This is a genomic window from Paeniglutamicibacter cryotolerans, from assembly GCF_014190875.1.
Taxonomy (GTDB): domain Bacteria; phylum Actinomycetota; class Actinomycetes; order Actinomycetales; family Micrococcaceae; genus Paeniglutamicibacter; species Paeniglutamicibacter cryotolerans.
On the sequence record NZ_JACHVS010000001.1, the window covers coordinates 288,553 to 302,996 of the forward strand.

The 14,444-nt window shown below is 60.7% G+C and carries 12 protein-coding genes; 6 read left to right on the plus strand and 6 right to left on the minus strand.

Going from position 1 to position 14,444, the window contains the following annotated elements; all coding sequences use genetic code 11:
- The first annotated feature begins 80 nt into the window (after positions 1-80).
- From E9229_RS01430 to E9229_RS01445, 4 genes are all read left to right on the plus strand, one after another.
- Positions 81-1,418, plus strand: coding sequence for an isochorismate synthase (locus tag E9229_RS01430; protein ID WP_183509471.1), 1,338 nt, complete (start codon positions 81-83; stop codon positions 1,416-1,418).
- A 153-nt stretch (positions 1,419-1,571) separates the two neighbouring features.
- Positions 1,572-2,366 (plus strand): ABC transporter substrate-binding protein, encoded by a 795-nt coding sequence (locus E9229_RS01435; protein WP_183509472.1) that lies wholly within the window; start codon positions 1,572-1,574, stop codon positions 2,364-2,366.
- Between the two features lie 94 nt (positions 2,367-2,460).
- Positions 2,461-3,255 (plus strand): amino acid ABC transporter permease, encoded by a 795-nt coding sequence (locus tag E9229_RS01440; protein WP_183509473.1) that lies wholly within the window; start codon positions 2,461-2,463, stop codon positions 3,253-3,255.
- Positions 3,256-3,268: 13 nt separating this feature from the next.
- The gene (locus E9229_RS01445; protein ID WP_183509474.1) at positions 3,269-4,060 is read left to right on the plus strand and encodes an amino acid ABC transporter ATP-binding protein; all 792 of its coding nucleotides are present in this window, start codon (positions 3,269-3,271) and stop codon (positions 4,058-4,060) included.
- A 78-nt stretch (positions 4,061-4,138) separates the two neighbouring features.
- On the opposite strand, the gene menD is transcribed toward E9229_RS01445, so the two are convergent.
- Entirely contained in the window at positions 4,139-5,881 is a 1,743-nt protein-coding gene (menD, locus tag E9229_RS01450) for a 2-succinyl-5-enolpyruvyl-6-hydroxy-3-cyclohexene-1-carboxylic-acid synthase (protein WP_183509475.1), read from the minus strand.
- A gap of 120 nt (positions 5,882-6,001) precedes the next feature.
- A complete protein-coding gene (locus E9229_RS01455) occupies positions 6,002-6,994 on the minus strand; it encodes a tetratricopeptide repeat protein (RefSeq protein WP_183509477.1) in 993 nt (330 codons plus the stop codon).
- A 245-nt stretch (positions 6,995-7,239) separates the two neighbouring features.
- Here E9229_RS01455 and E9229_RS01460 point away from each other — a divergent pair, with 245 nt between their 5' ends.
- The gene (locus E9229_RS01460; RefSeq protein WP_183509478.1) at positions 7,240-7,395 is read left to right on the plus strand and encodes a hypothetical protein; all 156 of its coding nucleotides are present in this window, start codon (positions 7,240-7,242) and stop codon (positions 7,393-7,395) included.
- Between the two features lie 200 nt (positions 7,396-7,595).
- On the opposite strand, the gene E9229_RS01465 is transcribed toward E9229_RS01460, so the two are convergent.
- The 3 genes from E9229_RS01465 to E9229_RS01475 form a co-directional block, all read right to left on the minus strand.
- Positions 7,596-9,062, minus strand: coding sequence for a putative bifunctional diguanylate cyclase/phosphodiesterase (locus E9229_RS01465; protein WP_183509479.1), 1,467 nt, complete (start codon positions 9,060-9,062; stop codon positions 7,596-7,598).
- Positions 9,063-9,132: 70 nt separating this feature from the next.
- Complete coding sequence (locus E9229_RS01470; protein WP_183509481.1) at positions 9,133-9,603, minus strand: hypothetical protein; 471 nt, start codon at positions 9,601-9,603, stop codon at positions 9,133-9,135.
- A complete protein-coding gene (locus E9229_RS01475) occupies positions 9,593-11,623 on the minus strand; it encodes a glycosyltransferase family 2 protein (protein WP_246380515.1) in 2,031 nt (676 codons plus the stop codon). The genes E9229_RS01470 and E9229_RS01475 overlap by 11 nt, the downstream gene beginning before the upstream one ends.
- A 577-nt stretch (positions 11,624-12,200) precedes the next feature.
- On the opposite strand from E9229_RS01475, the gene E9229_RS01480 reads away from it, so the two are divergent.
- Entirely contained in the window at positions 12,201-13,778 is a 1,578-nt protein-coding gene (locus E9229_RS01480) for a chitinase (RefSeq protein WP_183509482.1), read from the plus strand.
- 322 nt (positions 13,779-14,100) lie between these two features.
- Here the strand turns inward: E9229_RS01480 and E9229_RS01485 are convergent, their stop codons facing one another.
- Positions 14,101-14,442: an SdpI family protein gene (locus tag E9229_RS01485; RefSeq protein ID WP_183509484.1), complete on the minus strand. Its 342-nt coding sequence runs from the start codon at positions 14,440-14,442 to the stop codon at positions 14,101-14,103.
- Positions 14,443-14,444 lie beyond the last annotated feature (2 nt).

Below are 14,444 nucleotides of genomic sequence, written 5' to 3' on the forward strand. Positions count from 1 at the left end.
CGCCCCCGGCGAACCCGCCGGGTGACCCCGCCCACGTGCGCGGATTCCCTTGCCCGCTGCGGCGGTAGGCTTGGAACATCATGACAATTCCTCCCCGGGGCCAGCAGGAAGCCGTTGCTTCCCCGGCCATCCCCCTGTTGCGCAGCCTGACCGTCGAGCGACCGCCGATGAGCGATCACGGATTGCTGGATTACGTGGTGCGCGACGATTCCCTCCTCTGGGGTCGACGCGGCGACGGAATGATCGGCTTCGGCGAAAGCGTCCGCTTCGAATCCACCGGCTCGGAGCGGTTTGCCTTGGCCCGCGACTGGTGGAACTCCGTCATCGCCGCCGCCAAGGTGGAGAACCCGATGGAGCTTCCGGGCACGGGTCCGCTGGCCTTTGCCTCCTTCTCGTTCTCCTACACCAGCACCTACGCCTCGCGGATGATCGTCCCGGAGATCATCGTGGGCCGCACCGGAGACCGCAGCTGGATCACTTACACCCCCGCCGACCCGCTCGCCGAGTTGAGCATCAATGCGGCCGAGGCCCGGCTGGCGGAACTGCTCGAGGAGGTCTCCGAGGAACGCGAATTGTCCCGTGGCGATGACCGGCTGGTTGCCGGCACCGTGTCCGAGGACGGCTACCTTGAGTCCGTTGCCAAGGGCGTAGCAGCCATCGAGGCGGGCCGGCTGACAAAGCTGGTGCTGGCCCGAGATGCGGTGGCAGAGCTGGCTTCCCCGATCGCCGTGGCCCAGGTGCTGCGCCAACTCGCTCTGCGCTATGCCGATTGCTGGACCTACTCGGTGGATGGGCTGATCGGCACTACTCCGGAAATGCTGGTCGAAGTCAAGGGCCAGGTGGCCCGGGCCCGCGTGCTCGCCGGGACCCTGGACCGGGCGACGGCCCCGGCAAACGACCCGGACTACGCACACCGGATGCTCTCCGGGGACGAGAAGCAGCGCCATGAGCACCAACTGGCCATCGACTCTCTGACCGAGGAACTCGGGCCGCTGGTCTCGGGCATGGACTCGCCGGCCGAACCCTTCGTCCTGCAGCTACCCAATGTCTGGCACCTGGCCTCCGACGTCGAGGCCCGACTGCGCGAGCGCGCCGACGGCTCGACGCCCACCGCACTGGACCTCGTCGAGGTCCTGCACCCCACGGCTGCGGTCTGCGGAACCCCCACGAAGATCGCCGGCGAGGTGATTCGCGAGCTCGAGGGCATGGACCGCGGACCGTACGCCGGCCCCGTCGGCTGGGTGGATGCCGCCGGCAATGGCGAATTCGGCATAGCCCTACGCGGCGGGGTCATTGAATCCCCATGCCGGGTCCGACTGTTTGCCGGCTGTGGCATCGTTGCGGCATCGCTTCCGGAGGCCGAATTGGCAGAATCTTGGGCAAAAATGCGACCAATGCGCGAGGCGCTGAATATCTGAAGGGCCAAATAACCGCTCTACGGCGCGAATTGTTGACAATAAGTAATCAGGTGTAGCCTGTGATGCATATCTCATTGCGCTGGAACTCAGGCTAGAATCAGCTTGATCCACCGGTCTGCCTCAGACTCACTATCGCGAAGGACGAATCACCCCATGCGGATTTCTCGTAACATTGCCAAGACGCTGGCCATTGCCGCCATCGGCGCGCTTTCCCTGACCGCCTGCGGCAGCAGCAGCGACACCCCGGCCGCTCCGGCAGACCCGAACGCGGTGAAGCTCATCAATGCCGGAAAGTTCACCGTATGCTCCGACATCCCGTACGAGCCGTTCGAATTCGTCGACAAGGACGGCAAGAACGTCGGATTCGACATGGACATCGCCGGGGAAATCGCCAAGGACCTCGACGTGGAACTGAACGTCATCGTCGCGAGCTTCGACTCCATCCAGTCCGGGCTCTTCAAGACCCAGTGCGATGCGGCCATCTCTTCGGTCTCCATTACGGAGAAGCGTAAGGGGAACATGGACTTCTCCACCCCCTACATGGATGATGACCTGACCCTGGTGGCCAAGGAAGGTTCGGGCATCACCGATATCGAATCCGCCAAGGGCCAGAAGGTCGGCGTGCAGTCTGCCACCACCGGTGCAGATTTCGCCAAGGAGAACGGGCTCGTCCCGGTCGAATACGACACCGGGAACGATCAGGTCATGTCCCTGAAGGCCGGCCAGACCGTGGCTTCACTGGGCAACCAGTCGATCCTGGGCTACGCGATCAAGAACGAACCGACGCTCAAGCGCGTGCAGGACTTCAAGTCCGGAGAGCAGCTGGGCATCGCGGTGGGCAAGGGCAACACTGCGCTCTTGGAAAAGATCAACGGCACGCTCAAGCGCCTTGAAGGCGACGGCTCCATGGCCAAGTTCAAGGACACCTGGTTCGGTTCCATTAACTAACCTTTCCTGATAAACAAGTATTTTTACCCAGGCGAGGCCCAGGCTCCCAAGCGGAACCGGGGCCTCGCCCACTTTCACGGAAGGCTTACACCCCATGGCCATGACTCCTCGTCGACGAGCCCGGATAAGCAAAATAGTTCAAATCGTCATCTTCGTCGGTGCGATCCTGGCATTCCTGATCAGCATCGACTGGAAAGTGCTGGGTGAGACGTTCTTCAACTTCGAGAAGATCGCCCCCATGTTCCCCGGCATCATTACCATCGGCCTGAAGAACACCCTTTACTACACGGTCATTTCCTTCGCCTTCGGCCTGACGCTCGGATTGATCCTGGCCTTGATGAAGACCGCAGCCTTTGCCCCCTACCGCTGGCTCGCCACCGGTTTCATTGAATTCTTCCGCGGGGTCCCGGCAATCCTGGTACTGATCACCCTCGGCTTTGGCATCCCCACGGCGTTCCCCGGGGTCCTCTGGCCACAACCGGTGGTCGTCATGACCGCGCTGGGACTGGTCTCCTCCGCCTATATTGCCGAGACGCTACGTGCAGGGTTGCAGGCTGTGCCCAAGGGACAAATGGAAGCGGCCCGTTCGCTGGGCATGCCCGCCTGGCGCGCGATGGTCACTATCGTGATCCCCCAGGCCTTCAAGATCGTGCTCCCCCCGCTGACCAACGAGGTCATCCTGCTGACCAAGGACTCCTCGCTTGCCTTCATCCTCGGGGCCATGGCTACGCAGTTCGAGTTGACCAAGTTCGGCCGTGACGGGGTGATCAGCCTCGGTGCGGGCATTACCCCGCTGATCGTTGCCGGCGGCATGTACCTGGTGATCACGATCCCCTTGAGCCTGGTAGCACGCAAGTTCGAATCCCGCACCGCACGTGCGAACCGATAGGCAGGGACCTCTCATGAATGAAAAAAACGACCCGCAGCCGGCCTTCAAGGCCGCCGGCGTCTCCATTGTCGGGTTGCACAAGTCCTATGGATCCAACGAGGTACTCAAGGGCATCGACCTTGATGTCAAACCCGGTGAGGTGGTCTGCCTGATTGGGCCCTCCGGCTCGGGCAAATCGACGTTGCTGCGCTGCGTGAACCTGCTGGAACAGCCCAACAAGGGCACCATCCACGTCGGCGGCTTCGAGACGACCGATCCCGATGTCGACCTGGATAAAATGCGCCAGAAGGTCGGCATGGTGTTCCAGCAGTTCAACCTGTTCCCGCACCTGACCGTGCTGCAAAACTGCACCGTCGCCCAGGTCAAAGTCCTCAAACGCTCCAAGGCCACGGCTTCGGCGGCGGCACTTGAGCACCTGACGAAGGTCGGGCTGGGCGAGTTCGGAGCCCGCTACCCGGATGAACTCTCCGGTGGCCAACAGCAGCGCGTGGCCATCGCCCGGGCGCTGTCCATGGATCCCACGTTGATGCTCTTCGACGAGCCGACATCGGCACTGGATCCGGAAACGGTCGGCGAAGTGCTGGCCATCATGCGTAATTTGGCCCAGGACGGCATGACCATGTTGGTGGTGACCCACGAGATGGGCTTCGCCAAGGAGGTCGCAGACCGGGTGATCTTCATGGACGGTGGAGTCGTCGTCGAGCAGGGTCCGGCTCAGGACCTCATCGGCAATCCGCAGCAGCCGCGCACCAAGGATTTCCTCAAGCGCGTGCTCGACCCCACCCATGTTGACTTGCAGGACTGATCGACACCGAGTGCCAACCGAAATGGTTGGAGGCAATGCCCTCGCATTGCCTCCGGCCGTTTCTTTTCTTGTGCGGGGTCAGCGTTGTTGTTCCGATATGGCCTTCTTCACCGCACGGGAGATCGCTGCATGCAACTGCCGCAGATCAGAACTGTCGATGGAGACATCGATGATCCGCCGGCCCCTGGCTTCGACCCGCAGCGCCGCGCGCAGCCCGGCCACATCGCCCACAGCCACATAGCCCAGCTTGTAGGCGACGGCTAGCGAACTCAGGTCAACGTTCTGTGGCGTGCCGAAAAGCCGCTGGACGGTGTGGCCATAGCGTCCGGCGGCGGCGACACCGCCGTGTTCGAGGGTGGAGAAGATCGCCCCGCCGGCGTCGTTGAGCACCACGATATCCAGCTCGGGCTCCGGTTCACCCGCTCCCAGCAGCAACCCGCCCACGTCGTGAAGGAACGTCACGTCACCCACCAGCACCGTGGTGCGCCCGCCCGTGCCAGCCAGCGCCACCCCCGTGGCGGTGGCCAGCGTGCCGTCGATGCCGGCAAGACCCCGGTTGGCATAGACCGGGCCAAAGGGCATGGCGCCCGGCACGGCACAGAGGTCGGCGTCCCGGATCGCATTCGATGAACCAATCACCAGCGGGCCCTTCGCCGCGTCCCACACCTCGCGCGCGAGCTCGGGCCCGGTCAGTCCCTCATGGTCCTCGAGTACCGTCCCGATCGCTCTGGCTGCATTCTGCCCTGCCCGCTGCCATTGATCCAGCCAGCCCCGTGGTCCGCGACGGGCGAACAGCGAAAGTTCGGACGCCTCGGTGATGACGACCTCGGCTCGACGCCCGGGTTCGAACCAGGCGACCGGGGTCGGAATGTACAGCGCGGCGGGAAGTCCGGGACGGTTCAACAGCCGTGCCACCGGCCGGCTCAGGGTCGGGCGTCCGAAAACCACCACGCGTTCGATCCGTTCCGAGAAGAAATCAATCAGCAGCCGGTAGGGGGCAATGGCGGTGGGACCAAAGCGGGCATTGGAGCTGGGTTCGGCCAGCAGCGGCAGTCCATGCTCCCGGGCAAAGCGCTCGGCCGCCAGGCCGGCACCATGGCCGGCAACCACCACTGTGCGGCTTTCCGCCAGCTCGCCCGGATTCGCCGCGACAGCTTCCGGCGTATCACTCGATGCCTCATTGCAGGACACCCTGCAGCCAGCCGTGGCCGTGGCCAGAGAATCACCGGGACCTGGCACCAGTGGGTCCCGGAAGCCGATGTTCAGTTGGACCGGCCCGGGAACGCCGGGCCTGGGGCAGGCAGCGTGCGCGCCGACCGGCACGCCGGCCGCATCGAGTCCCCGGCAAATCAGTACACCGGCCTCTACCTCGCGGCACGGGTCGATGCCCGCCTCGATGTCGGCGCAGTGGCGCACATGGGAGGAAAAGAGCCCGAGCTGTCGGGTCGTTTGATTGGCCCCCGTGCCGTGTAGTTCCTCGGGCCGGTCGGCGGAAAGCACCAGCAGCGGGATCCCCGCGTGGTTGGCCTCCATGACAGCTGGCAAAAGCTCTCCCACCGCAGTGCCCGAGGTGGTGACGATCGCCGCGGGCAGCCCGGTGGCAAGCCCCAAGCCCAGCGCGGTAAAGCCGGCATCCCGCTCGTCGATGCGTACGTGGAGCGTCACCTCGCCGCGGGCCTCGGCCTCCGCAAGCGCATAGGCCAGCGGTGCACTGCGTGACCCGGGGCAGATGATGACATGCTCCACTCCCCCTTCCAGCAGACTCGCCACCGCATGCCGGGCGGCAACCATCGAGGACAGGGAGCGCGGGTGGGGACTCATCCTTCAATCTTAGGTCCGTGCTCGAGCCGAGCGTGACACGGCTGGCCTAGTCATACCGATCAAGTGATAGGGACTCGTTCAGGTGGGCGCCCACAGTGATCAGAACCTCGGAACCCTCGGCTAATTGCGGCCCAATGCGGCTAGTCCTTGAATTCTCTCGGCTTCACTACGCTGATGCCGTGCCTGCTCATGCCGTTCAAGCCCGGTCAAGATCTCGGCCCAGAGCAAATGAACCGATACGTGCTCGGAGTCTTCGCTGCCGGTGCGCACGTCCAGGACCTTCCTCAATGTCTCGGAGGCTTCGAGCAGGTTTCCGGTGGCCATGTTCCAGCGTGCGCGCGTGGCTGCCAGGCCAATACGTTCGGATTCGGTGCCCCCGATGACGTCATAAGCTATCTGGGACCGATCGATGCAATGCAGGGTGTGGGCATCGGTGATCCCGGCCTGGATCCGGACATCGGCCACACCCTTGTTGAAGCGGGCCCAAGCATGGATGTCGTTAACGGCAGCAAGGAGTTCGGCGGCAAGCTCGTGGTGCGCCGTTCCCTGCTCATGTTCACCATAGGCAAACGCCACATTACCTAGGGTCCAATGCCCTTGACTGGCCGCCGCGGTATTGGAGACCCGTTCCAGTACCTTGGTCAGCGGATCGCGCAGGGCCCAGGCATCATCAATCCGATCAGCCTCCACGAGGCACGCAATCAGTCCTTGATAGGCGTCGGAACAGATCTGGGGATTCGCAGAAGGAACGTCCAAGAGAGCCAGCGCCTCACGGGCGCTAGCTATGGCCCGCTCATGCTGGGATTTATTACGCAGTGCCGCCGCGCGGAGTATCAACGAGCGGACCTTCAAGGTGACATCACCCTCAGTCGCCGCGCACTGCATCATGTGCGATACGGTTCGCAGTGCCGCGGAGTATGTCCCCAAAAGAATCTGCGCCTTGGCTACGAGATAGTAGTAGTCCCATTCCTTGGTTGCATCGCCCAGTTGGCTATAGGCGCTGGCACATTTCTCGGCAGCGATGGCCATTTGCTGTGGGTCGCCAACGGCTTCGACCTTTCGATATTGCGCCTCATAGCGCAAGGCATCGACCAACTGTAGAGAAGAGAGCATTGAACAATTATCGTTCATCGGTGCCCAAGAAACGACTAGGGGATGCTTGGGAGGCATCCGTCTTCGGCAAAAGTTTGACAGACAATTTTTCAAATTGTAGACAATGGTTATTTGACCTGCGTCAACACGTCAATTAGGGAGCCGGTAGGGATAGGATTCTATCTCGGGGTGGCCGGTCAAAAACTTGTCCGGCATGGTGGGTACGACCCCGAATATGTCCCACACAGCAAATGAAAAGAGTCATCTTGAAAAAGTTCTTGGGTCTTACCTTGGCAACCATGGTGCTCGCCGGTGGCGTGTTCTTCGGAAGCGCAGCAAACCAGGCACCGGGCAGCAACACGACAGTGACGCCGGGCGGCGGCATCAGCCAGCTTTCCGGAAACAACAACTGGCCGCTCTAAGCGTCTGACAGTCAGCCGCGGACCGGCGCCTTGAGTGTTTGCCCCGGTCTCGGCTGCCTGTTGTTTTTCGACGTTGTTATGCATCGCTCGATTCTTATCCGATCAGCAGCGCCCGGCACTGCGTCACATCGATCAGCCACACTTCGTTGGCAAAGAAAAGAACTACCAGGCGTTCAGCCGCTGGGCATTGGGCAATAGATCTATTCTTCACTCATCGTCTGGGACTGGAAGCCTGCGGTGAAGTCGGCGGCGGACATTGGCTTGCCAAAAAGATAACCTTGCGCATATTTGAATCCGATGTCTTTGAGCATCTGGGCCTGTTCGGGCGTCTCGATTCCCTCGACCACGCAGTCCAGGCCGCAAGCGGAAACCAAGCTGTAAACTGCGCGCACCAAGTCAGCTTGTTGCGGGTCCGTGGCAACGTCGTCCACCAGCTTCTTATCAATTTTTACGCCAGCTACGGCCAGTTCGCGCAAGTACCCGATAGACGAATACCCGGTACCAAAGTCATCGATGTGCACTTCGACCCCCATCGCCCGAAATGCCTTGAGCGTGTATTGGTGCAAGTGGTCGGCGCTCATGAGCTTATCCTCGGTAATTTCCAAGGCCAGCACGCTGGTGGGAAGCCCATAGCGCAATAACGCTGTCCGGACCATGTCCGGGAAGCCCAGCAAGTGCAGCTCACGCGAGTTGACGTTGACATGGACCTTGAACTCGGGGCCGACCAAACCACGCTCCCTCCACTCGGATAGCTCCCGCAGTGCCTCATCCAAGATGTACTCGGTGATCGCACCCATCATGCCGGCTTCCTCTGCGGCAACCAGAAATGCCGCAGGGGATAAGAGCCCATGGCCCGGGCGTTGCCATCTGACCAGAACCTCTGCGCCGACGATTTCCTGATCCTCAAGCCTAAAAAGACCCTGATAGACGGGCATCATTTCGCCCAGGCTCAAAGCCACACGGAGGTCATTGACCAGTGCCGCCTTTTCCTGCCGTTCAAGAAGCATGTAGGGCTCGAACTCGTGGACCTTGCAAGCCGAGGAATGCTTGGCCACGTACATCGCAGTATCGGCCTCAAGCATTAAGCGTTCGGCGTCGTGATCAGCGAGCGCTACGGCGATACCCACACTCGCGCCTGGCATGAGGCTGATCCCATCTACCATCATTTCCTGGTTAATCGACTCGAGAATCCGCAGCCCCAGGGCATGTGCTCCCGTTTCTTGGGATCGCAAGAGAATAGCGAATTCGTCACCGCCCAAGCGCGCAATGAGGTCGCCTTCACGGACATCGATACGCAGCCGCTCGGCGAGCTGGCACAGCACCTTGTCGCCTATGGCATGACCGTGGGTATCGTTGACGATCTTGAAAGCGTCCAAGTCAAGGAAGAGAAGGCTGGGTGCTGCAGCGCCCGCACGGAATTCCTCTAAGCATTCCTCGATGGCCCGCATCAGCGCAGACCGGTTAGACAGCCCGGTCAGGGGATCGCTGTAGGCCAGGGTTTCCATTTGTCGCCGCGCCTGTTCAAGCTGATGCGTGCGTTGGGCAACCCGATCGTCGAGGTCCTGGTAGACCGATTCCAATTCCCCGGCCATGGCATTGATGCCAACGATGATTGCATCAATTTCGTCCCGTTGTGGGCTTGGTCGGAGCAGGAGTTCGAAGTCCATGTCCGCAATCCTCAGGATCGCGGAAACGATCTGATCGATCCGGGGGTCCACCCCCGCGGAGTGAGAACTTTCAGGCATGTGTCAACACATGCTCCCGGGCCGCGGAGAAACGTTCAAAATATGCGCAACTATGATCTCTTAACAGCTTGCGTATGAAGAATCGCGCCAAAACCCGGTCGGCAGGACCTGAACCCAGGATTGCCACGCGGTTTTTCGAAACGACCTTGCTGAAGTATTCGGCCACCCCCACAGCGACACCGTCCAGTCCTGAGATATCGATGATCAGGTGCGCGTCTAATTCGCTGGTCCTGGAGAAATATTGCTCCTGCATGTGCATAAAGGTAGCAACTGTCAGCGTCGTCCCCGGCGAGAAACCGACTTCCAGCACGTTGTCTTCCGAGAACGTCATACGGGAGAAAGGAGCAGTCCAGGTCCAGAGCTGGGCAGCTGCCGTCTCGGGATCAGAAACATGGGTCAAGGATGCTGATTTCTCCTCGTGCCCACTGACCTCGTACTGCCGGGGTGCAACGTCATTTGACACCGATACGCCTCCGTCGATCATCGCCCCCACGCAAGTCCCGGTCCAGCCGCCGATCGCCCTGGTACAACAAGGTGGACCAATCGGTGTTTTCCGGGGTCGCCACTGGGTATGGAACAGGCTTGGGTTTCGCCGTGCGCGGAGACACGTACATCCAATCCATCACGCCTAGCGCCATGTCGACGGCGGAATTCTTGAAGCCGATGTATGCGCGGATAGCGAAGGTAGCCAAGATCGCGTTGAACCCGGCAAAGGCGACGTTGCCCCAATTCGATTCCTGGAAATCCCGCCAGAGCGTGAAGAGCGAGAAGGCCACAATGAGGTACGGAATCGCGACGTACAACCCCGGAGCAGCCGTGCGGTCCCGAACCTTTGGAGTCCTTACGAAGGGAATCTTTTCGCCGGTGAAGGCCTGCTCCACTGATTTGAGGACACCGGCGATATTCACTGGCAACAGCACCAAGTTGAACCCGTAGATCCTGAAAATATCGCTGAACCGATGCCCGCAGGTCCTGAGGTCGTTACCCATGGCCAGGAAATATGGCAGCGCCGCGATGAAGATCAAGGGGCTGAGCAGGCGCCCGTCGTAGGGATAGACGAGCAAGAAAACGAGTCCGGCACTAGCCCACGCGATCGAGGCCATGTAGTTGGTTCGCAAAAGTACTTCACGCAGCCCTACGCGTTCCCGACGTTGGCGGCGTTCGCTTATTTGGCGCCAGAATTTCGGCAGGATCAGCAAACCACCATTGGCCCAGCGACGTCGCTGGACGACCAGCGAGCCAAAGTCGGGAGGAGTGGCGCTGTAGCTCAGCCGTTCCGGATAGTTGGCAAGACCCCACCCATGATTGCCTAGGTCAATGCTGGATTCGGTATCTTCGATCACCGTACGGTCTTGGATATAGGTTTGAATCTCGTATCCGCCCACCATATTGGTCTCGCTGATATCCAATATTGCCCGCTTGAGGATGATCGCGTTAGCCCCCACCCAGAACGTTGCGCCGTAGTGGGTCATGCCCTGATGCAGGATGTGCTGGATATCGGTCGTTGCGCCAGCCACACGTTCAATGCGTGTCGGGGCTCCACGGAATGAGGAATAAGGCGTCTGCGTCACGGCAATATGCGAATTTTCTTCGGCTTCCAGGAAGTAGACCAGACGCAGGCAGTAATCACGCAGCAGCAACGAGTCTGCGTCCAGGGTCAACAGATACTTTGAGTCCGGAACGTCGAGAACCTGCGCCCCCTCACCGAGAACATCGTCTTCGCCCACCTTACGGAGGATGTCGACATCACCTCGCGGATCGGTGACCCAGCGCGAACCCATCAACGAGATATATGAGTTGAGGTTCATGGCCTTGTTCGACTCACGCGAGAGGTTCGCATAACGTTTGCGTTCAAAACTCGAAAGCTGGCAGGCGAAAATTCGGACCAGCCGCAAGTAAAGTTCTTCAAGCCGGTCCAAGTCAGGGGATTCATTCTGGGATTGTGCCGCGTTGAGCGCCAGAAGCGTCAAACGCAGTTCACGTGCCAGGCCCATGATCACCGAATCAACGAAGAACTCATCGACATGGTCGTTTATCGGTTCTGAGGCAGCCATGGATTCAAGCCAACAGGCCGCCTCGGAGTAGGCCTCACAGACCTTGGGCAGCAGCTCTGCGGGAGTCGCTCCCCCGGCACGGCCCTCAACGAAGACCCTGAATGCGGCCTGCGCGGCACCATGTGGTGCCTTGAGTTCCTGCTCGATGTCGATGACCAGTTTCCTCGTCGCGTCAAGCCGTGCAGCGACTACGGGATCGGTGGGGTACGGGTTGTCGTCAATCAGTAAGACCACGCGGAGCGAGGAGAATTCCTGAAGTGCCGCCGACCAAAGGGTCTGGCGGACCACACCCGGCTCTTCGGCATAACTGGGGACCAACGCAGTGATCGACCCGGAATAGGACCGGAAGTGACGGTCGAGTTCCCCACGTGGCGCACGCCGATGAGCAGCAAAGCGATGAAGTGCCGCCTGCCGGGCAGTGAGGTACATGAGTGCGGAGAAAGTCAGGAAACTGACAACCGTCAGGTACATAACCGCTTCGAATTGGAACCTGAACCCGACGTCCGGGTTATTGGCCAGCTGGCGGAAGATTGTCGAAATAACGTATGAAACCCAAGCGAGGATGGTGACCACGATGCCGATACGTCCCCATGCGATCTTCCGCCGCGATGGAGCGGGGTGCACGATCGAGAGCGGCTCTGATCGCTTCTCCGAACCCCATTGGCGCTTGCGAACCGGCTCAGTTGGAGATTGCTCAACTGGAAGCGATGCTGAGTCAGTGGGCTCACGGAGCTCAGGATCCTGACGGTGGTCTTTCAAGAAACTTCTCCCCCACGTGAAATCAAATGCGCCGACAACTGAATAAAGTCAAAATACGGCCGAAGTGGTCTGAGCCTACATCATTGTCCTATGCTTGCTGAGCTGGCCATATCGGACTTTCGGAGCTGTCATTTTCTCGGATTAATTCGAGTTCACTGAATCGGCGCAGGGGCCCGCTACAGCGCTGGAGTTTGTTGTGCATGCAGGGTCCCTGTGATGCAGTCTTTTGTTACGTCAAGGGGAAACAATGTCTCGTCGCATGGATGGCCGACGCCTCTCATGGGTTCGGTTACTGCTAGTTGTCGGCCTTCTGGCTGCCCTGGTCTTGGTCGGAATGTCGTCTTGGACGTCAAACCGCGATGCGGCACGGGCCGCCGAGTCTGGCCAATGGTTCGGCTCATACGTCGATGCCACGTCGACTCCGTTCTATCCACTCGCGGAAAACATCGGCGAAGGCCAGCGAGTCGTGTTGGCCTTCGCCGTAGCGGATCCAAAAGAGCCCTGCCGACCGTCGTGGGGCGGCTACTACACGATGGATCAAGCGAACGAGACCTTCGACCTGGACCGTCAAATAGCACGCTTGAAGGAGCAGGGTGGCTCCGTGGTCGTTTCCACCGGCGGGTTGCTCAACGACGAATTGGCGACCGCGTGTAAGGACGTACCAAAAATCGTCGAAGGCTACGAACAGTTGCTGGAGCGATACGACTCGACCGTCCTTGACCTCGATGTCGAGGGCGACGATTTGGAAGACGTGGACTCCGGAGCTCGCAGGGCTGACGCTGTTGCCTCCGTTCAGGAACATGCGGCCAAGGCAGGGAAACCGGTTCAGGTATGGGTCACTCTCCCGGTGGATACCCGCGGATTGACCGCCAGCGGACTCTCGGAGGTGCAGCGCTTGCTCGATGGCGGCGTGGACCTCACCGGGGTCAACCTGATGACGATGAATTTCGGTGAAACACGGGCAGCTGGCCAAAGCATGGCTGATGCCTCCGAGCAGGCAGCCAACAGCACCCATGCCCAGCTCAAAGAGCTCTACCGACAAATGGGCCTCGACATCGGGGACCAGACCCTCTGGTCGAAAATTGGGCTGACCCCGATGATTGGGCAGAACGATTTGCTCGGAGAGGTCTTCACCCTCGATGATGCCGCTGCATTGAATTCCTTTGCCGTGGCCAACCGCGTTGGTCGGGTTTCCATGTGGTCAGCCAACCGCGATCAGGATTGCGGGCCGAATAACCCGGATCCCCAACGAGTCTCGAACAATTGCAGCGGCACACCTCAACAGGACGGGTCCTTCGCTGTAGCACTTTCAGCAAATCTCGACGCGACTAAAGTGATCGCCCTTCCAGATCCGTCGCCGATGCCTGCACCGGTCGAGACGGCGATCGTGGACGACCCAGCCAAGAGCCCTTACCCGATATGGAATGTCCAAGCCGCCTACCCCAAGGCGGAACGAATTGTGTGGCGCGGCAACGTCTATGAGGCCAAGTGGTGGACCCAGGGAGACGCACCCGACGCACCGGTCGCCGAGGCGGCGTCCACCCCATGGCTACTGATCGGTCCGGTACTTCCCGGCGACAAGCCGGCCGCACTACCGGCCATACCCAAGGGCCTATACCCCGCTTGGTCCCCGACCATCGTCTATCAGAAGGCTGACCGGGTCGTACTTGAGGGACGCATCTTTGAAGCGAAGTGGTGGACTCAGGCCAATAGTCCCCAGGCGGCGCTTCAGGGCGCACCCGATTCGCCTTGGGTGCAGCTAACCGATGCTCAGGTGCGCCTTCTGGTGGATCAGGCCGAGGAGAAGGCCAGCAGCAGTAAATAGGTTCGGTCCGGATGGCGGAACGCTTCCGGACCACCTCGGGCAGTGGAGGGGCAGGCTTCTTTCCCGCTGGCATGCCAGTCGGAGAGGGGCCTGCTACCGTCCCTGCGAAGCTGCGACCGGGCCCATCAGCAGTCGATCAGCCGAGCATGATGCAGTGTGTGCCCGTGTGGTGGTTGGAAGCCCCCTCTGCTCGATACCCCACCCTTGGCTGCACATCGCTCCAGCGTGCTAATAAACGAGGGCCCCAGTGCACGAGAGTTCTCTGCGGCACGTCACTGGATGCTCCTCCTGAAGCACTGATCGGGCCGCCGGCCGAAGTCCCCTATGGGGATAGGACCGCTCGTGCGGCCTTGTCGCCGGCGATAGCACCGTAGATGACCCCTGCCAGCATCGATGCAGTGGACAGTCCCAACGCCACGGCCTGCGGCACTTCCGCAGGGAGTAAAAAGGCCGGAAGTGCACAGGCAATGGCAATATACGCACCGATGACTGTGGGACGTTCGGCAGCTCGATGTGCCGCGGTCCAGGTCGCCGGGCTGGACATGGTCGTTGTGGTGCGGATGCCCACCAGCGAATTAACGCCGATACGTCCGTCAGCGCAGCGACGTGCCACCACCATGAGCACGAGGTAACAGGCCAGCATGAGTATCACGGCAAAGATCATGT